The 24967-nt window shown below is 63.7% G+C and carries 21 protein-coding genes; 8 read left to right on the plus strand and 13 right to left on the minus strand.

Annotated elements, in window-relative coordinates; all coding sequences use genetic code 11:
- Nucleotides 1–3: 3 nt before the first annotated feature.
- The 5 genes from HJB89_RS05780 to HJB89_RS05800 all read right to left on the minus strand — a co-directional run bounded on the left by HJB89_RS05780 (nt 4) and on the right by HJB89_RS05800 (nt 5434).
- Nucleotides 4–1017: an alpha-ketoacid dehydrogenase subunit beta gene (locus HJB89_RS05780; RefSeq protein ID WP_221149202.1), complete on the minus strand. Its 1014-nt coding sequence runs from the start codon at nt 1015–1017 to the stop codon at nt 4–6.
- A 1-nt stretch (nt 1018) separates the two neighbouring features.
- Nucleotides 1019–2251, minus strand: a complete 1233-nt coding sequence (locus HJB89_RS05785) for a 3-methyl-2-oxobutanoate dehydrogenase (2-methylpropanoyl-transferring) subunit alpha (RefSeq protein ID WP_221131386.1) — start codon at nt 2249–2251, stop codon at nt 1019–1021.
- A 63-nt stretch (nt 2252–2314) separates the two neighbouring features.
- Nucleotides 2315–3442, minus strand: coding sequence for an acyl-CoA dehydrogenase family protein (locus tag HJB89_RS05790; RefSeq protein ID WP_221149204.1), 1128 nt, complete (start codon nt 3440–3442; stop codon nt 2315–2317).
- 4 nt (nt 3443–3446) lie between these two features.
- Nucleotides 3447–4646 (minus strand): acetyl-CoA C-acyltransferase, encoded by a 1200-nt coding sequence (locus tag HJB89_RS05795; RefSeq protein ID WP_207584899.1) that lies wholly within the window; start codon nt 4644–4646, stop codon nt 3447–3449.
- A 20-nt stretch (nt 4647–4666) separates the two neighbouring features.
- Entirely contained in the window at nt 4667–5434 is a 768-nt protein-coding gene (locus HJB89_RS05800; RefSeq protein ID WP_207584898.1) for an SDR family NAD(P)-dependent oxidoreductase, read from the minus strand.
- Nucleotides 5435–5567: 133 nt separating this feature from the next.
- Here HJB89_RS05800 and HJB89_RS05805 point away from each other — a divergent pair, with 133 nt between their 5' ends.
- Nucleotides 5568–6575 carry an AraC family transcriptional regulator gene (locus HJB89_RS05805; RefSeq protein ID WP_207584897.1) on the plus strand — a complete coding sequence of 336 codons (1008 nt, stop codon included), beginning with the start codon at nt 5568–5570 and terminating at the stop codon, nt 6573–6575.
- A 1-nt stretch (nt 6576) separates the two neighbouring features.
- Here HJB89_RS05805 and HJB89_RS05810 read toward each other — a convergent pair whose 3' ends face one another.
- Both HJB89_RS05810 and HJB89_RS05815 read right to left on the minus strand, forming a co-directional pair.
- Nucleotides 6577–6996 (minus strand): hypothetical protein, encoded by a 420-nt coding sequence (locus HJB89_RS05810; RefSeq protein ID WP_221149206.1) that lies wholly within the window; start codon nt 6994–6996, stop codon nt 6577–6579.
- A complete protein-coding gene (locus tag HJB89_RS05815) occupies nt 6986–7246 on the minus strand; it encodes a type II toxin-antitoxin system Phd/YefM family antitoxin (protein WP_207584895.1) in 261 nt (86 codons plus the stop codon). The genes HJB89_RS05810 and HJB89_RS05815 overlap by 11 nt, the downstream gene beginning before the upstream one ends.
- Before the next feature lie 153 nt (nt 7247–7399).
- On the opposite strand from HJB89_RS05815, the gene HJB89_RS05820 reads away from it, so the two are divergent.
- Genes HJB89_RS05820 through HJB89_RS05840 form a run of 5 tightly spaced genes read left to right on the plus strand, consistent with a single transcriptional unit; the run spans nt 7400 to nt 13325 of the window.
- Nucleotides 7400–8545, plus strand: coding sequence for an isovaleryl-CoA dehydrogenase (locus tag HJB89_RS05820; protein WP_221114963.1), 1146 nt, complete (start codon nt 7400–7402; stop codon nt 8543–8545).
- Entirely contained in the window at nt 8542–10152 is a 1611-nt protein-coding gene (locus HJB89_RS05825; RefSeq protein ID WP_221114964.1) for a carboxyl transferase domain-containing protein, read from the plus strand. Before HJB89_RS05820 ends, HJB89_RS05825 begins: the two co-directional genes overlap by 4 nt.
- Nucleotides 10153–10159: 7 nt before the next feature.
- Entirely contained in the window at nt 10160–12025 is a 1866-nt protein-coding gene (locus HJB89_RS05830; protein WP_221139437.1) for an acetyl/propionyl/methylcrotonyl-CoA carboxylase subunit alpha, read from the plus strand.
- On the plus strand, nt 12025–12477 hold the full coding sequence (locus HJB89_RS05835; protein WP_221131389.1) for a MaoC family dehydratase: 453 nt from the start codon (nt 12025–12027) through the stop codon (nt 12475–12477). The genes HJB89_RS05830 and HJB89_RS05835 overlap by 1 nt, the downstream gene beginning before the upstream one ends.
- Entirely contained in the window at nt 12474–13325 is an 852-nt protein-coding gene (locus tag HJB89_RS05840; RefSeq protein ID WP_221114967.1) for a CoA ester lyase, read from the plus strand. Before HJB89_RS05835 ends, HJB89_RS05840 begins: the two co-directional genes overlap by 4 nt.
- Nucleotides 13326–13423: 98 nt before the next feature.
- Here the strand turns inward: HJB89_RS05840 and HJB89_RS05845 are convergent, their stop codons facing one another.
- From HJB89_RS05845 to HJB89_RS05855, 3 genes are all read right to left on the minus strand, one after another.
- The gene (locus HJB89_RS05845; protein ID WP_221149207.1) at nt 13424–14872 is read right to left on the minus strand and encodes an efflux transporter outer membrane subunit; all 1449 of its coding nucleotides are present in this window, start codon (nt 14870–14872) and stop codon (nt 13424–13426) included.
- A 116-nt stretch (nt 14873–14988) separates the two neighbouring features.
- A complete protein-coding gene (locus HJB89_RS05850; RefSeq protein ID WP_221139440.1) occupies nt 14989–16278 on the minus strand; it encodes an ATP-binding protein in 1290 nt (429 codons plus the stop codon).
- A gap of 2 nt (nt 16279–16280) precedes the next feature.
- Nucleotides 16281–16967 carry a response regulator gene (locus HJB89_RS05855; RefSeq protein ID WP_221149210.1) on the minus strand — a complete coding sequence of 229 codons (687 nt, stop codon included), beginning with the start codon at nt 16965–16967 and terminating at the stop codon, nt 16281–16283.
- Nucleotides 16968–17287: 320 nt separating this feature from the next.
- Here HJB89_RS05855 and HJB89_RS05860 point away from each other — a divergent pair, with 320 nt between their 5' ends.
- A complete protein-coding gene (locus HJB89_RS05860) occupies nt 17288–18388 on the plus strand; it encodes an efflux RND transporter periplasmic adaptor subunit (protein WP_221139441.1) in 1101 nt (366 codons plus the stop codon).
- Nucleotides 18388–21540 (plus strand): efflux RND transporter permease subunit, encoded by a 3153-nt coding sequence (locus tag HJB89_RS05865; RefSeq protein ID WP_221149212.1) that lies wholly within the window; start codon nt 18388–18390, stop codon nt 21538–21540. Before HJB89_RS05860 ends, HJB89_RS05865 begins: the two co-directional genes overlap by 1 nt.
- A 146-nt stretch (nt 21541–21686) precedes the next feature.
- Here the strand turns inward: HJB89_RS05865 and HJB89_RS05870 are convergent, their stop codons facing one another.
- Genes HJB89_RS05870 through HJB89_RS05880 form a run of 3 tightly spaced genes read right to left on the minus strand, consistent with a single transcriptional unit; the run spans nt 21687 to nt 24950 of the window.
- Nucleotides 21687–23114, minus strand: coding sequence for a mandelate racemase (locus tag HJB89_RS05870; protein WP_221149214.1), 1428 nt, complete (start codon nt 23112–23114; stop codon nt 21687–21689).
- The gene (locus tag HJB89_RS05875) at nt 23111–24127 is read right to left on the minus strand and encodes a hydroxyacid dehydrogenase (protein WP_221149219.1); all 1017 of its coding nucleotides are present in this window, start codon (nt 24125–24127) and stop codon (nt 23111–23113) included. Before HJB89_RS05875 ends, HJB89_RS05870 begins: the two co-directional genes overlap by 4 nt.
- Before the next feature lie 4 nt (nt 24128–24131).
- Nucleotides 24132–24950: a sugar phosphate isomerase/epimerase gene (locus HJB89_RS05880; RefSeq protein ID WP_221131396.1), complete on the minus strand. Its 819-nt coding sequence runs from the start codon at nt 24948–24950 to the stop codon at nt 24132–24134.
- Nucleotides 24951–24967: the final 17 nt, after the last annotated feature.

Consider the following 24967-nt stretch of genomic DNA (forward strand, 5'->3'; position numbering starts at 1 on the left):
GGCTCAGGCCTCCATGACTTCGGCAAGTGCCCGCCCGACCCGGGCGGGACCGGGGAAATAGTCCCATTCCTGCGCATGCGGATAGGGCGTGTCCCAGCCGGCGACGCGCACCACCGGCGCTTCGAGATGATAGAAGCAATGTTCCTGTACCAGTGCCGCAACCTCGGCGCCAAAGCCGGAGGTCAGCGTTGCCTCATGCACGACGACGCAACGGCCCGTCTTGGTGACCGATTTGACGATCATATCGAGATCGAGCGGCAGCAGGCTCCTGAGATCGATCACCTCGGCATCGATGCCGGCATCGTCTGCCGCGGCAAGCGCCACATGCACCATCGTGCCATAGGCAACCACGGTCACCGCAGACCCGGCGCGCCGCACTTCGGCCTTGCCGATCGGGATGGTGTAATGGCCGTCGGGCACCTCTCCCAGCGCATGTTTCGACCACGGCGTCACCGGCCGCTCGTGATGGCCGTCGAAGGGGCCGTTATAGAGCCGCTTCGGCTCCAGGAACATGACGGGGTCGGGATCCTCGATCGCCGCGATCAGCAGGCCCTTGGCGTCATAGGGATTGGAGGGAACGATCACTTTCAGCCCGCAGACATGGGTAAATAGCGCTTCCGGGCTCTGGCTGTGTGTCTGGCCGCCGAAGATGCCGCCGCCGGTCGGCATACGCACGACGATCGGGCAGGTGAAATCGCCGTTGGAACGGTAGCGGATGCGCGCCGCCTCCTGCGTCAGCTGGTCATAGGCCGGATACATGTAATCGGCGAACTGGATTTCGACACAGGGCTTCAGCCCGTAGGCGGCCATGCCGATCGCCGTGCCGACAATGCCGGATTCGCTGATCGGCGTATCGAAGCAGCGCGTCCTGCCGTATTTTGCCTGCAGACCTTGCGTGCTGCGGAAGACCCCGCCGAAATAGCCGACATCCTCGCCGAACACCACGACATCGTCGTCGCGCGCCATCGAGACGTCCATGGCGCTGCGCACCGCCTCGATCATCGTCATCCTGGCCATGTCAGTACCCCGCCTTCTGCCGCTGGCGGCGGATATGCGGCGGCATCTCGGCATAGACGCCCTCGAAAATGTCGCGCACCGAAGGCCTGCCGCCGGCATGCAGCGTGCCATGCGCTTCCGCCTGACGCTGTGCCTCGATCACCTCGTCGGCAATTTCAGCCTCCGCCTGCACATGCCGCTCCTCCGACCACGCGCCCTTGACGATCAGATGTTTCTTCAGCCGCAGCACGGGATCGCCGAGCGGCCAGGCCTCCGATTCCGTCTTCGGCCGATAGGCGCTCGGATCGTCGGAGGTCGAATGCGCGCCGACGCGGTAGGTGACATATTCGATCAGCGTCGGGCCGAGATTGCGCCGGGCGCGTTCGGCCGCCCAGCGGGCGACGGCATGGACGGCGAGATAGTCGTTTCCGTCGACGCGCAGCGCCGGAATGCCGAAGCCGAGGCCGCGGGCGGCGAAAGTGCCGGAACCGCCACGGGCGATGCCTTGAAAGGTGGAGATCGCCCATTGATTGTTGACGATGTTGAGAATGACGGGCGCCTTGTAGGTCGAGGCGAAGACGAGCGCCGAATGAAAGTCCGATTCCGCCGTCGAGCCGTCGCCGATCCATGCCGCGGCAATGCGGCTGTCATTCTTGATCGCCGAGGCCATCGCCCATCCCACGGCCTGCACATATTGGGTGGCGAGATTGCCGGAGATGGTGAAGAAGCCGTGTTCCTTGGAGGAGTACATGATCGGCAGCTGCCGGCCGCGAAGCGGATCGCTCTCGTTCGAGTAGATCTGGTTCATCATCTCGACCATCGGATAGTCGTCTGAAATCAGCAGGCCCGCCTGGCGATAGGTCGGGAAATTCATGTCTCCCTTGATGAGCGCCTTGCGGAAGGCGCAGCTGACGGCTTCTTCGCCGAGATGCTGCATGTAGAAGGAGGTCTTGCCCTGGCGCTGCGCCATCAGCATGCGAGTGTCGAAGGCACGCAGCTTCATCATGTTGCGAAGCCCGGTCAGCAGTTCCTCGTCGGAGAGCGAGCCTGCCCAGGGGCCAACCGCCTCGCCGTCGCGGTTCAGCACGCGGATGATCGAATAGGCGAGCTCGCGGATGTCTTCCGAAGCGACGTCCACCTCCGGCCGCGGCACGGCACCAGCCTTGGCGATCTTGACGTTGGAAAAATCGGGCTGGCCGCCCGGGCGGACGGCGGGTTCGGGGACGTGCAGGCTCAAACGAGCGGAATCCACCATGTTTTTTTATTCCTCCCTTTGCCGGCCATGCATCCCTCCCCGGAAGCAGGGCCGGATATATTGTTACAGATTGCGGGCGATCACCATGCGCTGCACGTCGCTCGTTCCTTCATAGATCTGGCAGATGCGCACATCGCGATAGATGCGCTCGACCGGGTAATCGGCCATGTAGCCATAACCTCCATGGATCTGGATCGCGTCGGAGCAGACGCGCTCGGCCATCTCGGAGGCAAAAAGCTTCGCCATCGAGGCTTCCGACAGGCAGGGCAGCCCGGCTTCCCTCAGGCAGGCGGCGTGAAAGGTGAGCTGCCGGCCGGCCTCGATCCGCACCGCCATATCGGCCAGGCGGAAGGCAACCGCCTGGTGCTCGACGATCGGCTTGCCGAAGGCGGTGCGCTCTCCGGCGTAGTCGCGCGCCGCCTCGAACGCCGCCCGCGCCATGCCGACCGCCTGCGCCGCAATGCCGATCCGCCCGCCTTCAAGATTGGCGAGCGCGATGCGGTAGCCTTCGCCTTCTGCGCCGAGCCTCAACTCGACAGGAATGCGCATGCCGTTGAAAGCGATCTGGCAGGTATCGGTGGAATGCAGGCCAAGCTTATCCTCGACGCGGATCACCTCGTAGCCTGGCGTATCCGTCGGCACGATGAAGGCGGTGATGCCTTTCTTGCCGGCATCAGGATCGGTGACGGCAAAGACGATGATGACATTGCCGTTCTTTCCCGAGGTGATGAATTGCTTGGCGCCATCGAGCACGTAGTCGTCGCCGTCACGCCGCGCCCGGGTCTTCAGGTTTGAGGCATCGGACCCCGCCTGCGGCTCGGTGAGCGCAAAGCCGCCGATCCATTCGCCGCTTGCCAGTTTCGGCAGGAAGCGCTGCCGCTGCTCCTCGGTGCCGAACTTCAGGATCGGCACGCAGCCGACGGAGCTGTGCACGCTCATGATCGTCGAACACGGCCCGTCGCCGGCGGCAATCTCCTCAAGGGCGGCGGCATAGGCGACCACACCGGTATCCGAGCCGCCATAGGCCTCCGGAACCAGCATGCCGAGCAGCCCGAGTTCACCCATCTCCTTCAGTTCCTGGCGCGGGAAGAGATGCTCCCGGTCACGCTTGGCCGCCCCCGGCGCCAGCCGGTCGCGGGCAAAATCGCGGGCGAGATCTGAGATCTGCTGCTGAAGATCGGAAAGAATCATCTGTTCAACCTCTCGCCTCGTGCCGCTCGATGGCGACGGCCGTCGCCTCGCCGCCGCCGATGCAGAGCGCGGCCATGCCGCGCTTCAGGTCGTAGCGCTCCAATGCCGAAAGCAGCGTCACCAGAATCCGGGCTCCCGACGCGCCGATCGGATGACCGAGGGCGCAGGCGCCTCCATGCACATTCACTTTTTCATGCGGCAGGTCGAGATCGCGCATCGCCGCCATCGCGACGACGGCGAAAGCCTCGTTGATTTCGAAGAGATCGACGTCCGAGAGCGCCACGCCGGTGCGGTCGGACAGTTTCTGCAGCGCGCCGATCGGCGCAGTGGCGAATAGATTGGGCGCCTGCGAATGCGTGGCATGGCCGAGAATGGTGGCGAGCGGTTGGAGGCCGCGATGCTCCGCCTCGGAGCGGCGCATCAACACGAGGGCCGCGGCGCCATCGGAGATCGAGCTGGAATTGGCGGCGGTCACCGTGCCACCTTCGCGAAAGGCGGGCTTCAGCGTCGGGATCTTGTCGAGCCTGGCCTTGCCGGGCTGTTCGTCGCGGCTCGCCACCTGCTCGGCTTTGCCCGATTTCACCGTGACCGCCACGATCTCGCTTTCGAAACAGCGCTCGGCAATCGCCTTCTGCGCCCGCGTCAGAGAGGCGATGGCGTAGTTGTCCTGCGCCTCGCGCGTAAACTGATAGGCCTCGGCGCAATCCTCCGCAAAGCTGCCCATCAAGCGCCCCTTGTCATAAGCATCCTCCAGCCCGTCGAGGAACATGTGATCCACGACACGCCCATGGCCAAGCCTGTAGCCGGCACGGGCCCTGTCAAGGAGATAGGGCGCATTCGTCATGCTTTCCATGCCGCCTGCGACCGCCACCGAAGCACTGCCGGCGGCGATCAGGTCATGCGCCATCATCACCGCCTTCATGCCCGAACCGCACATCTTGTTGACGGTGCTGGCCGCTGTCGCAAACGGCAGGCCGGCATGGACGGCCGCCTGGCGGGCGGGCGCCTGCCCCTGCCCGGCCGACAGCACGCAGCCGAAGATGACCTCCTCGATCGCCTCGGCCTCGACGCGGCTGCGCTCAAGCGCTGCGAGGATCGCCACTGCTCCGAGTTCGGGTGCTGTCGCCTCCTTCAGCTCTCCCTGAAAACTGCCGATCGGGGTGCGCGCCGCCCCGACGATGACGATGGGGTCCTGCAATGCCATCTTTCCTCCTCGGGCGCCGCTCACCGCGCACCCATTCGCAATGCGCCGTCGAGGCGGATGACCTCGCCGTTCAGCATGTTGTTTTCAAAGACATGGCGCACCAGCCCGGCAAATTCCGCCGGCCGGCCGAGCCGCGGCGGAAAGGGCACGCTCTTGCCGAGTGCGGCCTGAACCTCGGCCGGCATATCAGCCATCATCGGCGTCTCGAAAATCCCGGGCGCGATCGAAACGACGCGAATGCCGTAACGGGCAAGCTCGCGGGCGACCGGCAAGGTCATCGCCGCCACGCCGCCCTTGGAGGCGGCATAGGCCGCCTGGCCGATCTGCCCGTCAAAGGCGGCAACCGAGGCCGTATTGACGATGACGCCGCGTTCGCTTTCCGCATCCGGCTCCGCATTCTGGATCGCAGCAGCGGCAAGCCGGATCATGTTGAAGGTGCCGATGAGATTGATGCCGATGGTGCGGGCAAAACTCTCCAGCCGGTGGGGCCCGTCGCGGCCGATCACCTTTTCGGCCGGTGCCACGCCGGCGCAATTCACCAGGCCGCGCAGGCCGCCGAAGGCCTCGACCGCCGCGGCAACCACTGCTTTTCCCGCCTCGCCATCGGTCACATCCGCCTCGACGAAGCGGACATCGCGCCCGAACTCGCGGGTAATTTCCTCGCCCGCCTGCGGATTGAGATCGGCAATCGTCACGCGCCCGCCCGCCTCGACCAGCGCGCGCACCGTTGCCGCGCCGAGCCCCGAGCCGCCGCCGGTCACGATGAAACCTGCACCTGCGATTAGCATGAACCTATTCCTCCCGCCGCCGCGCCGTCCTCCAAGCACAACCGGCAGCCGCGATTCTATTCGCTCCACCTATTGCAAGCGATGACAGAACTGCTCCATTATCTCGGCCAGTTTTGCCATAGTGGGGATTGATATGGCCGAGATCGAGCGACGCATGATCGCGCCGGGTTTCGTGGAGGAAGCGCTCGACAGCCTGCGGCGGTTGGGCAAGCCGACGGCGCCGATCCTTGCCCGCGTCAGCCTGCCGCCTGGCATCGACCAGCCGGTTTCGGCGGAGACCTATGGCGCGCTCTGGCTGGCGATCGCCGCCGAGCTCGACGACGAATTCTTCGGCATGGGCGCTCGCCCGATGCGCAGCGGCAGCTTCACCCTGCTTTGCCATTGCGTGCTGCATGCGCCGACACTCGGTCACGCGCTCCGCCGGGCGCTGCGCTTCCTCGATGTCGTGCTCGACGATCCCCGGGGACGGCTCGTCGTCCGCGACGGCATGGCTGAGGTCGAGCTCAGCGATGCCGGCGCGCCGCGTTCGGCCTTCGCCTACCGCACCTACTGGATCATCCTGCACGGCATCATTTGCTGGCTGGTCGGCCGGCGCATCCCGATCCGCCTTGTCGATTTCCGCTGCGCCGAGCCCCGCCAAGGCGCCGACTACCAGCTCTTCTTCGGAGCACCGGTGCGGTTTTCTCAAGCCATCAGCCGGCTCGGCTTCGACAGCGCCCTGCTCGACCTGCCGATTTCACGCAGCGAGCAGGCGCTGAAACAGTTCCTGCGCGGCGCGCCCGCCAATATTCTGGTGCGTTATCGTTACGATGCCGGCATCGCCGCCGCCGTCCGCCGGCGCTTGAACCTGGCAACGCCCAATGCCTGGTCGAGCTTCGCCAAGCTTGCCGCCGATATGCGCATGCCGCCCTCCACGCTTCGCCACCGCCTGCACGATGAGGGGCAAAGCTATGCCGCCATCAAGGACGACATCCGCCGCGACCTCGCCGTCGACCTTCTGCTGAGCACATCGAACACCATCGGCGAGATTGCCGTGCAGCTTGGTTATTCCGAACCCAGCGCCTTCTTCCGGGCTTTCCGGAAATGGATGGGCAAGAGCCCCGAGGCTTTCCGGCGGGAAGAAGCGGAAAATCGAAGCTAAGTCAGTCGAACCGCTTGACGCGACCCGACTGGGTTCGCGCTTTCGCGAACGTCGCGCCAATCTTCATCACGAAGGATTTGCTGAAGCGACCAAGAATCTCTTGATGCGGCTCGATGTACCAGGAGTGTTCGACGATATCATAGTTATATTCGTCTACGACGATCCAACTCTGATTGAGATCACCAATACCGGCACGCCGGCATTCGATATCGGGAATTTCCAGGGCGATCCGCTCCGCCTGCGGCGGCTGCGTTGTGATTGCCAGAAGCACAAGATGCGTATTTCCATCGCCTGCGCTGCGGATTGCGACAACGACACAAACTGGTCGTTGTTTACGCCCTTCGGTCTCGCCCCGCTGCTGCTGCCATGCCCAGAGATAGGGATAGTATATCACTTCCCCGGGGCGAAACTCATGGCTCATCGTCGTAACCGTCACCCTTCGCCAGCCGCTCGATCGCCTCGCCGAATAACTCGGCATGTTCGTCCGGCATCTCCGAGAGGTGATGAGCACGACGTGGGTCCTTGCCGCTGCGCATGCGCTCGTAATGTTCATAGCTCATCAGCACGAAACGCGGCTTGTTATGTCGAGTGAGAACGATCGGCTCCCGGCTTGCAGCATCGGTGACGTCGCCGACCTGCTTGTTGAGATCCCCTGTCGTGAACTGTCGCATGATAATCTCCGGCTTTGTTTCCATATATTCCATATTTCCCATATTTTCAAGAAAACGGCACAACTTCGATACGGAGGCCGTCACCCGCATCCAAATCAGAGACACTTTGAACCTTCCGCAACCCGCGCTACATATTTCAGCGGGAGGACTGCCATGTTTGATTTTTCGCTCGGCGACACCGCGGACGCGATCCGTGAAACGACGGCGCGGTTTGCCGCCGATCATATTGCTCCGATGGCCGCGGAGATCGACGAAAACAATACGTTTCCGCGCCAGCTCTGGCCTCGGATGGGGGCGCTCGGCCTGCATGGGATCACCGTCGAGGAAGAATTCGGCGGGGCCGGTCTCGGTTACCTCGAGCATGTCGTCGCCATGGAGGAGGTTTCCCGCGCCTCCGCTTCCATCGGCTTGAGTTACGGCGCCCATTCCAATCTCTGCGTCAATCAGATCCGCCGCTGGGCCTCGACGGAGCAGAAACGCCGCCATCTGCCGAAGCTGATCTCCGGCGAACATGTCGGCGCGCTTGCCATGTCCGAGGCCGGCGCCGGTTCCGATGTCGTCTCCATGCGGCTGCGGGCCGACCAAAAGGGCGACCGCTACATCCTGAGCGGCACCAAGTTCTGGATCACCAATGCGCCGCATGCCGACGTGCTTGTCGTCTATGCCAAGACCGATCCGGCCGCCGGCCCGAAAGGCATTTCCGCCTTCATCATCGAAAAAGGCCTGCCTGGCTTCAGCGTCTCGAAAAAGCTCTCCAAGCTCGGCATGCGCGGCAGCGACACGGCCGAGCTGGTCTTTCAGGATTGCGAGGTGCCGGCCGAGGCGCTGATGGGGCGGGAGGGGGAAGGCGTGAAGATCCTGATGTCCGGCCTCGATTACGAACGCGCCGTGCTTGCCGGCGGCCCGCTCGGCATCATGCAGGCCTGCCTTGATGTCGTGCTGCCCTATGTGCGCGATCGCAAGCAGTTCGGCAAACCGATCGGCGATTTCCAGCTGATGCAGGCAAAGATCGCCGATATGTATGTCGCGCTGAATTCGGCGCGCGCCTATGTCTATGCCGTCGCCCGCGCCTGCGATGCCGGCCGCGCGACGCGCACGGATGCTGCCGCCGCGATCCTTTTCGCCAGTGAGAATGCCGTCAAGGTCTCGCTGGAGGCGATCCAGGCGCTCGGCGGCGCCGGCTATACCAAGGAATGGCCGGTCGAACGCTTCTTGCGCGATGCCAAGCTCTACGACATCGGCGCCGGCACCAACGAGATTCGCCGCTACCTGATCGGCCGGGAGCTCATTGCGTCATGACGGTGATTTCGACTGCGATCGACCGCGACAGCGACAGCTTCAAGGCCAATGCCGTCAAGAACAAGGCCCTGATCGACGAGCTCCACGAGCGTTCGGTCAAAGCGCGCCAGGGCGGATCGCCAACGGCGCGCGAGCGCCATACCGGCAAGGGCAAGCTCCTGCCGCGCGACCGCATCCAGCTGCTGATCGATGCCGGCAGTCCTTTCCTGGAGATCGGCACGCTGGCCGCCAACGGCATGTATGGCGACGAAGCGCCGGGCGCCGGCATCATATCAGGCATCGGCCGCGTTTCCGGCCGCGAGGTGATGATTGTCGCCAATGACGCGACGGTGAAGGGTGGCGCCTATTACCCCCTGACGGTGAAGAAACATCTGCGGGCGCAGGAGATCGCCATGCAGAACCGATTGCCCTGCCTCTATCTGGTCGACAGCGGCGGCGCCAATCTTCCGCATCAGGCCGAGGTCTTTCCCGACCGCGACCATTTCGGCGCGATCTTCTACAACCAGGCACAGATGTCGGCCGAAGGCATTCCGCAGATTGCCTGCGTGATGGGAAGCTGCACCGCCGGCGGCGCCTATGTGCCGGCCATATCCGACGAAACGGTCATCGTTCGCAATCAAGGCACGATCTTCCTCGCCGGCCCGCCGCTGGTCAAAGCTGCCACCGGCGAGATCATCTCGGCCGAAGAGCTCGGCGGCGCCGAGACCCACGGCCGCCGCTCCGGCGTCGTCGATCATGTCGCCGAAAACGACGAACATGCGCTGCTGCTGATGCGCGATATTACAGCAAGCCTCAACAGTGTGAAATCAATCGATATCGACATCACGCCGCCGCGGCGGCCGAAACTCGGTCCGGAAGATCTCTGCGGCCTCATTCCGGACGACGTCCGCTCGCCCTATGACGTGCGCGAGGTAATCGGCCGGATCGTCGACGGCTCGGAACTGCACGAGTTCAAACCGCTTTACGGCACCACGCTGGTCTGCGGCTTCGCCCGCATCTGGGGCATGCCGGTCGCCATCATCGCCAATAACGGCGTGCTGTTTTCCGAAAGCGCTCTGAAGGGCGCGCATTTCATCGAGCTCGCCTGCCAGCGCCGCGTGCCGTTGCTCTTCCTGCAAAATATCTCCGGCTTCATGGTCGGCGGCCGATACGAGGCCGGCGGCATCGCCAAGGACGGGGCAAAGCTGGTGACGGCGGTGGCAACCGCGACCGTACCGAAAGTGACCGTCATCATCGGCGGCAGCTTCGGCGCCGGCAATTACGGCATGTGCGGCCGCGCCTATCGACCGCGCTTCCTTTTCACCTGGCCGAACAGCCGCATCAGCGTCATGGGCGGCGAACAGGCAGCCTCGGTGCTCGCCACCATCCGCCGCGATGCGATGGAGGCGCGCGGAGAGGACTGGCCGGACGAAGAAGAGGCCGCCTTCAAGGCGCCGATCCGGGCCGCCTACGAGGCCGAGGGCAATCCCTATTATGCGACGGCCCGCCTCTGGGACGACGGCATCATCGACCCGCGCCAGACCCGCGATGTCCTCGGCCTTGCCTTTTCCGCCTGCCTGAATGCGCCGATCCCGAAAGGGCCGCGCTTCGGCCTGTTCCGGATGTGAGGCGGCCATGATGGAAAGCCTTCTCATTGCCAACAGGGGCGAGATCGCCCGCCGCATCATCCGCACCGCCAAGCTGCTCGGCATCCGCACGATCGCCGTCTATTCCGAGGCCGATGCCGGCCTACCCTTCGTGAGCGAAGCGGACGAGGCGATCGCCATCGGCCCGCCGGCGGCCCGCGAAAGCTACCTCTCGCAGCAACGCATCCTGGAGGCCGCCCGGAAAACCGGCACCGCCGCCATCCATCCCGGTTACGGTTTCCTGTCGGAAAATGCCGAATTTGCCGAAGCGGTGGAAAGCGCCGGCATCCTCTGGGTCGGCGCGCCCCCGGCCGCCATCCGCGCCATGGGGCTCAAGGACGCCGCGAAAGAATTGATGCAGGCGGCAGGCGTCCCCGTCACCCCCGGCTATCTCGGCCCGGACCAGAGAGAAGAGCGGCTGTCGGCAGAAGCCGATGCCATCGGTTATCCCGTGCTGATCAAGGCGGTTGCCGGCGGCGGCGGCAAAGGCATGCGCCGCGTCGACCGCCCGCAGGATTTCGCAGAGCTTCTCGCCTCATGCCGCCGTGAGGCCGCCGCCTCCTTCGGCGACGATCGCGTTCTGATCGAACGCTACATTGCCAATCCGCGTCATATCGAGGTGCAGGTCTTTGCCGACAAGCTCGGGAATTGCGTTCACCTCTTCGAACGCGATTGTTCGCTCCAGCGCCGTCACCAGAAAGTCATCGAGGAGGCCCCCGCCCCAGGCCTCGATACCGCCACCCGGGCGGTAATCTGCGATGCGGCGGTGAAGGCTGCAAGAGCGGTAAACTATGTCGGCGCCGGCACTATCGAATTCATCGCCGATGCCTCCGGTGGCCTCAATCCCGACCGCATCTGGTTCATGGAGATGAACACGCGGCTGCAGGTGGAACACCCGGTCACCGAAGCGATAACTGGCGAGGATCTGGTGCTCTGGCAGCTGAAAGTCGCCAGCGGCGAGCCCTTGCCGAAAAGCCAGGACGAGATTGTTGTCAACGGCTGGGCCTTTGAGGCCCGGCTTTACGCCGAAAATCCCGCCGCCGGCTATCTGCCCTCGACCGGCCGGCTAGACCATCTCAAGCTGCCGAAAACGGTCCGCGTCGACAGCGGCGTCGATGAGGGCGATGAGATCACCGCCTTCTACGATCCGATGATCGCCAAGATCATTGCGCATGGGCCGAACCGCGAGGCGGCACTGTCGAAACTCGCGGCCGCCTGCGCCGACGTCGAGGTCTGGCCGGTCAGATCGAATGCCGGCCTTCTCGCCCGCATCGCCGCCGACCCGGATTTTCACGCCGCCCGGATCGATACCGGCTTCCTCGACCGTCACGGTGAAAGCCTTGTGGCGACCGAGCCTGATGAAACCGTGATCGACAGCGCCGCCACCGCGCTTGCAAAGAGCGCATCTGATGAGCCTTGGTCCGCCCTCACCGGTTTTCGCGTCGCTGGGCCGAGCGACAGACGCGTCCGGGTGCGCGTCGGCGGCCACCTCTATTGGGGGCGTCTGCGCCCCGACCTCGAAGCAAAGACCATCGAGACGGACGAGACGACGGTGCTTTTCGACGCCGGCAACGCCTGGCCGATCGGCCTGCCCGTCGCAAGCGAGGTCGAGGCAAGCCACGGCGTGGGTGATGGCGCCATCCTGTCGCCCATGCCCGGCCTGGTCATTTCCGTGGATGTCGCCGAAGGCGACCCGGTCGCCAAGGGCGATCGTCTGCTGACGGTCGAAGCCATGAAAATGGAACATTCGCTGCGGGCGCCCTTCGACGGCATCGTCGGAAAGCTGCAGGTTTCCCCCGGTATCAGGGTCTCGGAAAACCAGCTGGTCGCCAGCGTCATGAAGGGAGAGGATTGATGGCCGGTCGCTACTTCGACGAATGGACGGTCGGCGACCGCATCGCTCATGAGATCCGCCGAACGGTCACCGAGACCGACAACCTGCTGTTTTCGACGCTCTCCCACAATCCGCAGCCGCTACACCTCGATGCCGAGTATGCGGCCAGCACCGAATTCGGCCGGATCGTCGTCAACGGCACCTTCACTTTTGCGCTGACCGTTGGCCTTTCTGTCGGCGACACGACGCTCGGCACGCTCGTCGCCAATCTCGGCTACGACAAGGTGACGATGCCGAAACCGGTCTTCATCGGCGATACGCTGCGGGTGGAAACCGAGGTGATGGAGCTGCGCCGCTCGAACTCCCGCCCAGACGCCGGCATCGTCACCTTCCGGCACATCACTCTGAACCAGCGCGATGAGATCGTCTGTCAGTGCCTGCGCACGGCGATGCTGAAGGTGAAACCGTCATGAGGCTGCGCTCGCTGCTCTTCGTGCCCGGCGACCGGCCGGAACGTTTCGAAAAAGCGCTCGCCTCGGGCGCCGATGCCGTCATTCTCGATCTGGAAGATTCGGTTGCGCCAGCGAGCAAGCCGAAAGCGCGCGAAAACGTACACGAGTTCACCCTGCGCCAGACCGGCGAGACCGCCCTTCTTATCCGTATCAATCCCCTCACCTCCCCGGCATTCGAGGACGACCTTGCCGCTCTGAGCGGCCTTCGCCCTTTCGCGATCATGCTGCCGAAGGCCGAGGGCGCGGCTTCCGTGCGCAAACTCGCGGCCTCGCTGACGTCGGCCGTTCCCGTTTTGCCGATCGCGACCGAAACGCCGTCGGCGATCTTCGAGATCGGCAGTTACCGGGAGGTCTCGACCAGCCTCTGCGGCCTGACCTGGGGTGCTGAGGATCTGCCCGCCGCGATGGGGGCCACGACCGCGCGGAGGACGGATGGCCGTTATACGCCACCTTACGAGCTTGCCCGCTCGCTCACGCTATTCGCAGCCCATGCCGCCGCCGTTCCCGCAATCGAAACCGTCTATCCCGATTTCCACGATCTCAAAGGTCTGAGCGCCTATCTCGGCCGCGCCCGGCGAGACGGCTTTTCCGGCATGATGGCCATCCATCCGAGCCAGATCGAAACGATCAATCACGCCTTTATGCCGGATGCATCCGAGATCGCCTGGGCCGAGAAAGTCGCCGCCGCCTTTGCCGCCAATCCCGACGCAGGCGTCATCCAACTGGACGGGCGCATGCTGGATATACCGCATCTGAAGCTCGCGCTGCGCATTCTGGCAATGGCAGGGCAAATCACTCCTGCCAACTAGAGAATTTCCGTTTTTCTTCGAACCACCGAATTGTTCTATCTCGTTGTTTTCACCCAATTCCGGGCGCAAAACCGCTGCGCACTTTTGCGGGAATTGCTCTAACCCGACTTCGCAATCTGCTTGGAGGCGGCGTGCTCCGGCTCGAGGTAACCGGCACCGATGGCGACATACAGATCCACATAGTCCTTGGCGACCTGTTGAACGCTCGCGGCAAGGCTTGCCTCCGCATCGGAGACCGAACGCTGCGCGTCCAGAATATCGAGCAGCGACGAGGCGCCATCCTTGTAGCTCGTGGTCGAAAGTGCCAGCGATTCCAGCGCCGTCTGCACCTGCCGGCGCAACGGCTCCAGCGTCTGCGTGTCGCGGCGAACCGCCGACAGCGCGTTTTCGACCTCTTCGACCCCGTTCAGCACCGCCGCTTTCCACGCGAGATATTGGGTCTTCGCATCGGATTTTTCGATATCGACATTCGCGCGCAATGTGCCGCCATCGAAGATCGGCAGGTTGAGCGATGGCCCGAAAGACCAGCTCGTCAGGCTTGCGCCGCTGCCTGATGATTTGACCCAGCTCGGCGAGATCGAACCGGACAAGGTGATCGACGGGTAGAGCTGGGCTTCGGCTGCGCCGATATCGGCGACGGCCGCCGCCAGCTCGCGCTCGGCCTTGCGAATATCCGGACGATTGCGGATGAGATCGGCGGGAATGCCAGCGCGAATGTCGCCGCGGAAGACCGGTTGGCCGGCACTCTTCTTCAGCTCGTCCGTCAGCGAAGCCGCTGGCATCCCGAGCAGCGTGGCGATGTGATGGGCCGATTCCGTGAAGCTCTTTTCGAGGCCGGGTACGTCGGCCTTTGTCGACTGCACCAGGCCCTCGGCCTGAACGACATCGAGGCGGGAGGCTGCACCGGCTTTCAGCTGCAGCTGCGTCAGTTCATAGGTCTGCTGGCGGGATTTCAAACTCGCTTGGGAAAGCGCGATGCGCTCCTGGTAGTAACGGGCGTCGATATAGCTCTCGACAAGGTCCTTGAGGAAGGTGAGCTTCGCATTGTCGGCCGTCGCATAGGCGGCCCCCAGCGAGGCGATTGCGCTCTCTTTCGAGCGACGGTACTGGCCGAAGACGTCGAGCAGCCAGGAGAGGCTGGCGTCGCCGCTCGTCGTGTTCGTAGTGCCGATTGTCGTGCGGAGCCGGCCCTTCTCGCCGGATAATGTGTGCGATGCATCGACAGTCAGGCTCGGCAAGCCGCCGCCGCCGGCGACCGTGACATTGGCGGCGGCCGAGTTGATGCTTTCGAGCGCCTGAAGCACATCGAGATTTTCGCTGAGGCCATGGGCCACCAGGCCGTCGAGCCGCTTGTCGCGAAAGGCCGTCCACCACTCAGCCACTACGACATTGCCGTTGCTCTTGTTACCTCCCTCTGCGAATTTCGCGGGAAGCGGCATTTGCGGGGGAACGTGATCCGGGCCGCTGACGCAGCCCGTCAGCAGAATTGTCAGTGCGGATGCAGCGTAGCGGAGGGATGATGGTCTTGTGGGAAACGACGTACTCACGGGCGAGCCTTCTGAACCGGGATCGTGGGTTCAGGCTTAGCGATGCCAGCGTTAATGGCGGTTAAGAAACTGTAAAGTTAGGTAAAATCCGGCACCGCCTCGTCAGGCGATGCGGATCAGGTTTCATCATTGGCCGCGCCATAGGGCGCCGGCACCCTCGGAAGCTCCAGGGTGATCGCCAGGCCGCCGGCCTCCGGCAATGATGCACGCACGCGCCCGCCATGGCGTTCGATCGCCTGCCTGCTGATGGCGAGACCCAGACCGTATCCGCCTCTCGGCACGGCGTCTTTCCCGCGTGAGAACGGCTGGAAGATCCGTTCGAGTTCGTCCCGTCCGACACCTGGCCCCTGATCCGTCACGCAGATCTTGAGGCGGTCGGCCGTCGCCTCGCAGGAGACGGTGATGCGCGAACGATCGGCTGTGTATTTTACGGCGTTGCGGACGACGTTTTCGAGCGCCCGGTAGATCAGTTCGCCTTCGACCTCGGCGCGGAAGATGCCGTCGATACTCTGCGTGATCGAGACCTCGCGCGCCTGGGCTTCGAATGCCGCATCGCCGAGGATTTCGTTGAGCAGCTCAATGACATCCAAGGTCTGCGTTTTCAGCGGCCGGCTGGAACCCGCCGTCAGCCTGGCAAGCGTCAGCACCTCGCCCACCAGCATGTCGAGCCGTTCGACCTCCCGGTCCATACGGTCCAGCATGGCGGTAAGTTTGGCCGGGCTCTGCCGGAGCACGCCGACGGCGGCCTGCAGGCGGGACAAAGGCGAACGCAGTTCGTGGGAGACGTCATGGAACAGCCTCTGCTGCGCATCCTGGAGCTCCTGAAGCCGGGCGGCGCTGGAATCGAAATCATAGGCCAGTGCCGTCACCTCATCCTTTCGGCCGGCCATTTTATCGCCGATGCGGAAGTCGAAGCGGCCATGGGCAAGCGCGCTCAAACCGTCGCGCAGATGGACGACGGGACGAATGAGGTATCGTGCCAGTGCGCCCGCCGCGATCGTGCTCGCGATCAGGATGGTGAGCCACGGCATGAACGGGCCAAGGTTGTCGAAGGTGGAACTGGCCGGCGCCGACACGGAAAGCCGATAGCAGTCGCCATCCTTCAGCACGGATCGCGTAATGACCGTGTTCTTCTCGGCGCAGGCGGCAGCTTCCCCAGGCTTCGAAAGGCTCAGGCCGAGCGGCTGCGTCTTCTCGCTTGTGGTCACGAAACGCGCGGCTGCGGCTTCGCCGTCCTCAACCAGAATGTTTGCAGTCAGGTTCAGCACGAGCGTCCGCCGCTCCTGGTCCAGCTCGCCTGCGAAGGGAACCGCCTGAACAAGTTTGACGATAAGGATAATGACAGCGAGGCTTGCCGCCAGCGTCAGCCAGATGATCCTGAAGAATTTCCAGAAAAGCCGGGGCATGATCAGTCCACGACAAGTTGATAGCCCTGGCCGCGGACGGACTGGATCCAGGATTGCCCGTCCTCCCTCAGCCCGAGCTTCTGGCGAACACTGCTGATATGGACATCGATACGGCGGTCGAACGGCGTGAGCGGCTTGCCGAAGGCCCGCTTCGAAATCTCCTGCTTCGATACAAGCTGGCCGGCGCTGCGGGCGAGAACCTCGAGCAGGCTGAATTCGGTGCCGGTCAACTCCAAGGTCTGGCCGCGCCATTCGGCGCTTCTGCTGCCGGAATGGAGCACGAGCTGTCCTGCTTTGATCGTGTCGGTCGATACACCGGCCGCCGGCTGACCGGCGCGGCGCAGGATGGCCCGCAACCTCGCGGCCAATTCGCCCGGCGAACATGGTTTCGGCACATAGTCGTCGGCGCCGAGATTGAGGCCCGATATCCTGTCGACGTCGTCGCCTCTTGCGGTCAGCATCACAACGGGGACCTGGCTCAGCTTCCGGATCCTCTGCAGGACTTCGATCCCGTTCATCCGGGGCATCATGATGTCGAGCACGATGATATCGACCGTATTGCCGGCTGCCGCGGCAATGGCGGCGCGGCCATCCGTATCCGTTACGACGTCATATCCTTCCTCGACCAGATATTCCTGCAGAAGCGTCGTCAGCTCGGCATCGTCGTCGATGAGGAGAACCTTGTTCATTCGCATTATCCGTCATTAGAACAGGATGATTTTAGACCGGGTCGGCCTAAAATCTGAATCCTGTTCTACATTAAAGAGTGAGAGCATGATGTCGTCCGAAAACCGCTCACACTTTTCGGCATCATGCTCGAATCCGGGCAAGCCATACAGCACGAACACGCTCGCGCGGCCAAGTTTTACCTAACTTAACGCCAACTTGACCGCACTTAACATTCGCCCCGTTACCTATCCTGCCATGACATCGACGCGAGCTGCGATCGGATTGCCGTGCATCAGCCGCAATCCTTCATCGAGCTGATCGCGGATCGGGAAAGGCAGCGATGCCTTTGACCACAAGGAGTGCATCGTTGAGAAAACCATCCAAGCCACTCGCCGCCGCGTTCGTTGCGGTCGCGCTTTTCTTCCCCCTCCGCAATGCCGCAGCCGAGCAGGTGGCAGCTCCCGCTCTCACCGTCTCTCTGACGGCGCCGGTGCAGCGGGACTGGCCTGAAACCGTTCCGGCGAGCGGATGGCTGAAACCCTGGCAGGAAGCGGTCATTGCCTCCGAAACCGGCGGCCTGCGCATAACCGATGTCCTGGTCGATGTCGGCTCCGTGGTCACGAAGGGACAGCCGCTCGTCCTGCTTTCCCAGGAAAGCGTGCTCGCCGATCTTCGCAAGCAGGAGGCCGCCGTCGAGACCGCCAAGGCAAGTCTTTCGAAGGCCAAGGCCAACGCCGACCGGGCGCGGCAGCTCCGTCCCTCGGGCGCGCTTTCCGACGAGAAGATTGTCGAATATCTGGCCGACGAGCAGACGGCGACGGCAAGTCTCGCATCTGAAGAGGCGGCACTCGACAGCGAAAAGATCAAGCTTGCGCAGACCACCATCACCGCCGTCGACGACGGTCTCATAACGTCCCGTTCCGCCAATCTCGGCGCTGTCGTCTCCGCCGGCACCGAGCTGTTCCGCATGGTTCGCCAGCAGCGTGTCGAATGGCAGGCCGAAATTTCAGCGCGTTACCTCCCACGCATTTCGGAAGACTTGAGCGTCAAGATCAACGGGCCGGACGGCCATGCCATTGACGGCAAGGTGAGACTTGTCGGGCCTTCGGTCAGCACCGATACCAGTCGGGCAATCATCTATGTGGCGCTTCCCACCGACGTCCGTCCGCGCACCGGCCTCTATGTCACCGGCAACATCGAATTGCAGACCTCTCCAGCGCTGACCGTTCCCGAGACGGCGATCGTGTTCCGGGACGGCATCAGTTACCTCTTCACTTCAGGTGAGGATCAGCGGGTGCAAAAGGTCAGGGTGGAAACCGGCCGCCGCAACAATGGTGAGGTGGAAATCGTCTCCGGAATAGATCGCTCGTCGAAGGTGGTGAGCTCAGGCGGCGCGTTCCTGTCGGACAACGACCTCGTGAAGATTGCGGAGACAAACTGATGAACTTCTCAGCCTGGTCGATCCGCAATCCTGTACCGGCGATATTGCTGTTTGTGATGCTGACAGCCGGTGGGCTCTTGGCCTTCAAACAGCTGCCAATCCAGAATTTCCCCGACATGGACCTTCCCACAATCAACGTCACCGCTACCCTCGACGGCGCGGCGCCGACGCAGCTCGAAACCGAGGTGGCTCGTAAGATCGAGGATAGTCTTGCCGCGCTCAGCTATCTCGACCACATCACCACGACCATCACGGACGGCACCGTTTCGATCAAGGTGTCCTTCAAGCTGGAAAAAAACAGCGAAACGGCCCTGAACGAAGTCCGCAATGCCGTCGACAGCGTCAAGGGCGACCTGCCGGCGCAGATGGAGACGCCTAGCGTCAGCAAGGTCACCGTACAGAGTTCCGCGCTGGTCACCTTTGCCGTTCGCTCGACCGCTCTCAACGAGACCGAACTTTCCTGGTTTGTCGACAATGATCTGACCAAGGCGCTGCTTTCGGTGTCGGGTGTCGGGCAAGTCAACCGCATCGGCGGGATCGACCGTGAGGTTCATGTGGATCTCGATCCCGCGACGATGGCGTCGCTGGGCGTCACCGCGGCCACCGTGTCGTCGCAGCTGAAGGCCGTGCAGACGGATACATCGGGCGGCCTTGGCGAAATCGGCGGCACCCGCCAGACCTTGCGCACGCTCGGCGCCCTGCCATCGGTCGAGGCGCTGAAGGGGCTCAAAATCCCCCTGGCGAACGGCCAGCAGGTTCGCCTCGATGACGTCGCATCCATCACCGACAGTTTCGCCGAGCGCTCCTCGATGGCCTATCTCGACGGCAAGCCGGTGATCGCGGTCGAGATCAAGCGCTCGAACGGATTTTCCGACAGCCGTGTTGCCGCCGATGTCGACAAGGCGATCAAACAGTTCGCCGCCAAGCATTCCGACGTGCAGATCGACGAGGCTTACAGCACGATCGGCCCGATCATCGGCAACTACGATGGTTCGATGCACATGCTGTACGAAGGCGCGATCCTGGCGATCATCGTTGTCTGGCTTTTCCTCCGTGACTGGCGGGCGACGATCCTGTCGGCCGTGGCGCTGCCCTTGTCGGTCATACCGACCTTCCTTGTCATGTACCTCACCGGCTTCAGCCTGAATATCGTCACGCTGCTCGCGCTGTCGCTGGTAGTCGGCATCCTCGTCGACGATGCCATCGTCGAGATCGAGAACATCGCCCGCCACCTGCAGATGGGCAAGCGGCCGATCGATGCCGCCCTCGAAGCGGCCGACGAGATCGGACTTGCCGTCATAGCAACCACCTTCACGCTGGTCTCGGTCTTCCTGCCGACGGCGTTCATGAGCGGCATACCGGGCCTTATATTCCGCCAGTTCGGCATCACCGCCGCCGTCGCCGTGCTCGCCTCGCTCGTGGTCGCGCGCCTGCTGACGCCGATGATGGCCGGCTATTTCATGAAGGCCCATCCGACCGAGGAGAAGGATGGCCGGATCATGCGTGCCTATATCGCCATCGTGAAGGCCGCCATGAACCGCAGGAAGACGACTGTGGCCGTCACTGCCATCGTCGTGGCGCTCTCGCTTTCGACCATCCCCTTGCTGAAATCGGGCTTCCTGCCCGCGTCCGACGATGCGCGGACCCAGATTACGCTGACCATGCAACCGGGCGCCACCATCGAACAGACGGATGCCACGGCCAGGAAAGCCGCGGATATTATCGGCAAGCTTCCCGACGTGACGCATGTCTTCTCAGCCGTCGGTTCGACGTCCTCGGGCGGCGGTCCCGACGCCAGCACCACGAGCGATGTCGGATCGGCCACAATCGTCGCCGTGCTGCCGCCCATCGACGAGCGCTATCGCAAGCAGTCTGAAATCGAAAACGACATCCGACAGGCGCTCTCCGTCCTCCCCGGCGTGCGTGTGGAGGTCGGCGGCGGCGGCAATGGCACGAAACTCGAGATCACGCTGGCGAGCGACGACGCAAACGTGCTCGACAGCGCCAGCACGGCGCTCGAGGAACAGCTCCGCACACTGCAGGGCATCGGAGCGGTGACATCGACAGCCGCCAGACAGGCGCCCGAGATCCAGATCACACCCGACTTTGCGCGCAGCGCAGCACTCGGGGTAACCTCGAGCGCCATCGCCGAGGCCGTGCGCGTGGCGACGAGCGGGGAATATTCCTCCGACCTGCCGAAGCTCAACCTGCCTCAGCGGCAGATTCCCATCGTCGTCCGCTTCTCGCCCGAGACGCGCACCAATCTGGACGATATCAAGAACATGCGGGTGGCGGGAACCAACGGCAACGTCGATCTCGGATCGATTGCCGACGTGAGGATTGGCGGCAGCCCCTCCCAAATCGATCGTATCGATCGGATGCGCAATGTCACCCTTTCCGTCGAACTCAATGGCCGCATCCTCGGCGACGTCAATCGCGAGGCGCAGGCGCTGCCGGCGCTCCGGCATCTTCCGTCGGGCGTCACTCTTGTCGAACAGGGCGAACTTCAGCGCAGTTCGGAACTGTTTCAGAGTTTTGCGCTGGCGATGGCAATCGGCGTCTTCTGCATCTACGCGGTCCTCGTTCTGCTCTTCCACGATTTCCTGCAGCCGCTCACCCTTCTGATGGCTCTGCCGCTCTCGCTCGGCGGCGCGTTGGTGCCGCTCGTGCTGACCGGAACGAGCTTCTCCATGCCCGTAGTCATCGGCCTGCTCATGCTGATGGGCGTGGTGACGAAGAACTCCATCCTGCTCATCGAATATGCGATCATGTCGCGTCAGCGTGGCATGGCCAGGTTCGACGCCTTGGTGGATGCCTGCCACAAGCGCGCACGGCCGATCGTCATGACCACCATCGCCATGGCATGCGGCATGCTGCCGGCCGCGCTCAGCCTGATGGGCGGGGATTCGAGCTTCCGCCAGCCGATGGCGATCGTGGTGATCGGCGGCGTGGTGATGTCGACGCTGCTCAGCCTCATCGTCATCCCCGTCATCTTCACCTTCGTCGATGATCTCGAACAGGTCCTCAAACGGTTGCTGCGCCGGATCGGCCTGGCTGAGGAGATCGCCGGAGATGAACCGCATGCGTCCAACGATCACGCGGCGGTCGCCTTCCAGCCCGAGCAGTCAAGGCGAGGGCAAGGTCAGAGATGATCTCCGCTCCTCATCTGATCGGCCAGATTGTCCAGCGCCAGACGACGGCCGGTGACGGCAAGCTCTTCGGCCGCGTTCCTCTCCCCCGGAACAAGGCCGCGGGACGTGTTCCCCCGCAGGCGGCCACAAGCCGCTTGCGCGTCCTGCTATCCGACTGACAGCGGCTCCATCGCTTCGAAATCGGGCAAGGCGCCGCTCGCATAGCCGATCGCCCCGAGCGAACCGATGGTAATCCGGCCGTCGCGGATCGACAGGAACGGTCCGTCGGCGCCCTGTTCGTAGAGATCGGCATGGGCTGCGGCAAAGCGCGCCCTCTCCGCCTGCGGTGCAGCTTGCATGCCGGCCACATAGTGATGGCCGTTGCGCTCGGCATGGGAGAGGCCGAGCAGGGAAACCAGCGCCAGATCCTGCTGCACGCTAAGCCCGGCCTGGCAGGTCAGATCCTCGCCCGAGAGGAACAAACCCGGCACCGTTCCTGTTTTGATGCGGATCGCCTTCAGCAGCGAGCGGTAAATGCCCTTGCAGGTTTTTGAGGAGACCCCGGTGTAGCCGAGCCGCCGGGCGTGGGCAAAAGCGCCGTCGCTACCGTCGCTCTCGTCGATCAGGAACGGCAACTGCGCCGCCAGATCCCCGAGCGGCGTTTCCATGGTGATCGCGCGCGCGAACGGCTGCTCGACAAAGGTAATGGCCGCACGCAGCCTCGCCAGCCGGGGCATGGCCTCGATTTGCGCCAGCAAGGCGCCGAGCTGTTCGGCAGCGTCGAACTGTTCGTTGCCGTCGACCGTCACCTGGTAGTCGGGCAGGCGGTCCAGCACGGCGGCAATCCGCGCCAGGCGGTCGATATCGGCATCGACCGTGCCCGAAAGCTTGATCTTGAACCAGCGATTGCCATAGCGCGCGATCACCGCCTCAAGGCTCTGCGGCAGGCCGTCATCGACGGGATCGATGATTTCGCCCTCGGTGATCGGGTCGAGAAGTCCGATCGTATGCCGGGCCGAGATCGACCCGGCCGGGCGAAGGCCGGCAAGCACCGCAGAGGCGCCATCCGCGTCGATATCGCCAGGCAGCATCGGGCCGCCAATGCCGACGAGGTTTTGGCGCACCGCATCGAAGAAGGAAATGCCGGCAAGACGGCAATAGGCATCGAGTGCTGCGCGGGCGATAAGCGAAGGTCCGAAACCGGCGACCAGCGGATTTCCGGGCAGGCGCCGCACGGTTTCCATCTCGTTCAGGCGGGCGGCGGCAAACAATGTCGTCGGCGCTGAAGCTTCGAGCGACGCAGCGGCAGCGGTGCGGATCGAGCCGCGCAATTGATCGACATTCTGCGCCGGTGTCAGCGCCGGGTTTTTGTCGAACCATTTCGGCACCATCATTTCGGCGGCGGCGCCGATGGCGGTTTTGCCCTCTTCATTCTCGACGCGGACTCTGAGGAAGGCTTGCGGCGCCTTTTCCAGCGTCGCCGCGCCGAAGCGGAACGGCAGACGCAGGTTGATCTCGCGCTCGAAAGCGTCGATCTCGACGATCCTGATGCGCGGCGCCGTCACCGAACCTTGCGTGTTTCTGTCCATGCTCATGCCATCCGGTCGAGCATGGCGCGCGACACTTCGTGTTGGAGCGGCTCCCGGCGCAGCAGCCGGCCGATCTCGTCCACCATAGCCTGGCCTTGGGCGAGATGCGCCTCTTCGGTGTGGCCGGCGGCATGGGGCGAAATGGTGACATTGGCGAGACCGGGGTCGCGGAACGGGCTTTCCGGCGGCAGCGGTTCATTGTCGAAGACATCCAGAGCCGTCTCGATGCGGCCGGCGCGGATCTCGGAAAGCAGCGCCACCTCATCGACCAGCTCTGCGCGCGCCGTATTGATGAACAATGCGCCGGGGCGCAACAGCGCCAGTTCGCGGGCGCCGATCATCCGGCGCGTCTCGGGCAGGACGGGCGCATGCAGGGAAATCACATCGCTCTCAGTGAGCGCATCGTCCAGTCCTGTCCTGACGACGCCGAGCGCGGCTGCCTCGCTGCCACTGAGATAGGGATCGACGACCAGCACCCGGCAGCCGAATGGCACGAGCAAGCGCATCACCGCCCGTCCGACATATCCGGCGCCGACGATGCCGACCGTTCTGGCGCCCAGCAATCTTTGCGGCACGGCGGCGCGAACGTCGAGCCATTCACCGCCGCCGCGCAATGCATGATGCAGCCGGTGGATGCCGCGCATGGCGAGCAACGCTTCGGCGACGACGAACTCGGCAACCGAGGCGGCAATTTTCGAGGCGGCATGGGTGACGCGAAGGCCGTCGTCGAACAGACGGGCCGGGACTAGCGTACGGATGCTGCCGGCCGAATGCGCGACAAGGGCGAGTTGCGGATGGCGCTGGCGCGCGGCGAGATCGAAGGGCGGCGTGCCCCATCCGGTAAGGCAGGCCGTAGCGCCCTGCAGCAGCCGGTCGGCATCGACGGCGTCGATCGTGGCGCCGGCCGGCCAGCGCACCTCGCCGAGGGCGTTCAACTCAGCGGTCGCCGCATCGTCCAGCATCATGCGGCGGGTCTTTTCGGTCAAAAGCACGGCAATGATGGGAGCTTGTTTGCTCATGGCTCTACTCTTTCGCTGCGGCGACCAGGCGCCTGAGATGGGCAAGATCGGCGCGGACTTTAGCGAGCGCCTGTTCCCGTGGAACTCGGTATTGGGAATGCATCGAGAGCACGCCGGCAAATCCGGTGGTCACCAGATGCGCAATGATTTCGTTCCAGGGCACCATACCGTCATCGAGCCCATACCAATCCGAGTGCCAGGCACGTTGGCCGTCGGCTCCGTAAGCGCCTGGAAACCAGCCGCAGTTCTTGACGCCCATGCAACAGAACCACGGATCGAGAAGCTCAAGGCTCAGACGCCAGTCCTCGCTCCCCTCGCGAATGATCTGATTGGCCGGATCGGGATAGGCGCCGATCCTGATGGGATCGCGCCCGACGAGCAATTGCATCGCCAGCGCGCCGGAACTGTGCAGGGTCCCGCCGTGCAGCTGGATGGTCAGCTTGACGGCGAACCGTTCGGCGAGACGCTCGAAACCATCCAGGTCGCGCCGCGCCTCATCGACCTGAACCTTCCAGCGCCGCGACGGATCATAGCGCCAGAAGCCGAGCCGGACCTGGCCGATGCCGGCTTCGCCGCAATAGCCGAGAAGCCGGGATGCCGCATCGTCGGGCTGCGTCGAGTCGATGGTCGCCATCGGGCTGCGCAGTCCGGCCGCCGCAAAGAGCTTTACGGCCCTGACAATTTCCTCCGGCCGGCCGGGGGAAACGGCCTGGCCATCGCGAACGAGAAGGTCGGCACAGTCGAACCCCAGGCCCGCCGTGATCTCCGCCGCCTGCTCCAGCGGCAGGCCTTCCAGGGTTTTGGTGAAATAGGCGATATCCATCGTTCAGATCCCAGGCA

The organism is Rhizobium sp. NZLR8 (genome assembly GCF_019685025.1).
Classification (GTDB): domain Bacteria; phylum Pseudomonadota; class Alphaproteobacteria; order Rhizobiales; family Rhizobiaceae; genus Rhizobium.

What these genes read in the sequence shown, in the direction of transcription:
- HJB89_RS05790 (WP_221149204.1), bottom strand. Translation starts at nt 3,442, where the DNA reads ATGATTCTTTCCGATCTTCAGCAGCAGATCTCAGATCTCGCCCGCGAT.
- HJB89_RS05860 (WP_221139441.1), top strand. Translation starts at nt 17,288, where the DNA reads ATGCCTTTGACCACAAGGAGTGCATCGTTGAGAAAACCATCCAAGCCA.
- HJB89_RS05780 (WP_221149202.1), bottom strand. Translation starts at nt 1,017, where the DNA reads ATGGCCAGGATGACGATGATCGAGGCGGTGCGCAGCGCCATGGACGTC.
- HJB89_RS05850 (WP_221139440.1), bottom strand. Translation starts at nt 16,278, where the DNA reads ATGCCCCGGCTTTTCTGGAAATTCTTCAGGATCATCTGGCTGACGCTG.
- HJB89_RS05855 (WP_221149210.1), bottom strand. Translation starts at nt 16,967, where the DNA reads ATGAACAAGGTTCTCCTCATCGACGACGATGCCGAGCTGACGACGCTT.
- HJB89_RS05825 (WP_221114964.1), top strand. Translation starts at nt 8,542, where the DNA reads ATGACGGTGATTTCGACTGCGATCGACCGCGACAGCGACAGCTTCAAG.
- HJB89_RS05870 (WP_221149214.1), bottom strand. Translation starts at nt 23,114, where the DNA reads ATGAGCATGGACAGAAACACGCAAGGTTCGGTGACGGCGCCGCGCATC.
- HJB89_RS05835 (WP_221131389.1), top strand. Translation starts at nt 12,025, where the DNA reads ATGGCCGGTCGCTACTTCGACGAATGGACGGTCGGCGACCGCATCGCT.
- HJB89_RS05875 (WP_221149219.1), bottom strand. Translation starts at nt 24,127, where the DNA reads ATGAGCAAACAAGCTCCCATCATTGCCGTGCTTTTGACCGAAAAGACC.
- HJB89_RS05805 (WP_207584897.1), top strand. Translation starts at nt 5,568, where the DNA reads ATGGCCGAGATCGAGCGACGCATGATCGCGCCGGGTTTCGTGGAGGAA.
- HJB89_RS05785 (WP_221131386.1), bottom strand. Translation starts at nt 2,251, where the DNA reads ATGGTGGATTCCGCTCGTTTGAGCCTGCACGTCCCCGAACCCGCCGTC.
- HJB89_RS05815 (WP_207584895.1), bottom strand. Translation starts at nt 7,246, where the DNA reads ATGCGACAGTTCACGACAGGGGATCTCAACAAGCAGGTCGGCGACGTC.
- HJB89_RS05865 (WP_221149212.1), top strand. Translation starts at nt 18,388, where the DNA reads ATGAACTTCTCAGCCTGGTCGATCCGCAATCCTGTACCGGCGATATTG.
- HJB89_RS05800 (WP_207584898.1), bottom strand. Translation starts at nt 5,434, where the DNA reads ATGCTAATCGCAGGTGCAGGTTTCATCGTGACCGGCGGCGGCTCGGGG.
- HJB89_RS05830 (WP_221139437.1), top strand. Translation starts at nt 10,160, where the DNA reads ATGATGGAAAGCCTTCTCATTGCCAACAGGGGCGAGATCGCCCGCCGC.
- HJB89_RS05840 (WP_221114967.1), top strand. Translation starts at nt 12,474, where the DNA reads ATGAGGCTGCGCTCGCTGCTCTTCGTGCCCGGCGACCGGCCGGAACGT.
- HJB89_RS05795 (WP_207584899.1), bottom strand. Translation starts at nt 4,646, where the DNA reads ATGGCATTGCAGGACCCCATCGTCATCGTCGGGGCGGCGCGCACCCCG.
- HJB89_RS05880 (WP_221131396.1), bottom strand. Translation starts at nt 24,950, where the DNA reads ATGGATATCGCCTATTTCACCAAAACCCTGGAAGGCCTGCCGCTGGAG.
- HJB89_RS05820 (WP_221114963.1), top strand. Translation starts at nt 7,400, where the DNA reads ATGTTTGATTTTTCGCTCGGCGACACCGCGGACGCGATCCGTGAAACG.
- HJB89_RS05810 (WP_221149206.1), bottom strand. Translation starts at nt 6,996, where the DNA reads ATGAGCCATGAGTTTCGCCCCGGGGAAGTGATATACTATCCCTATCTC.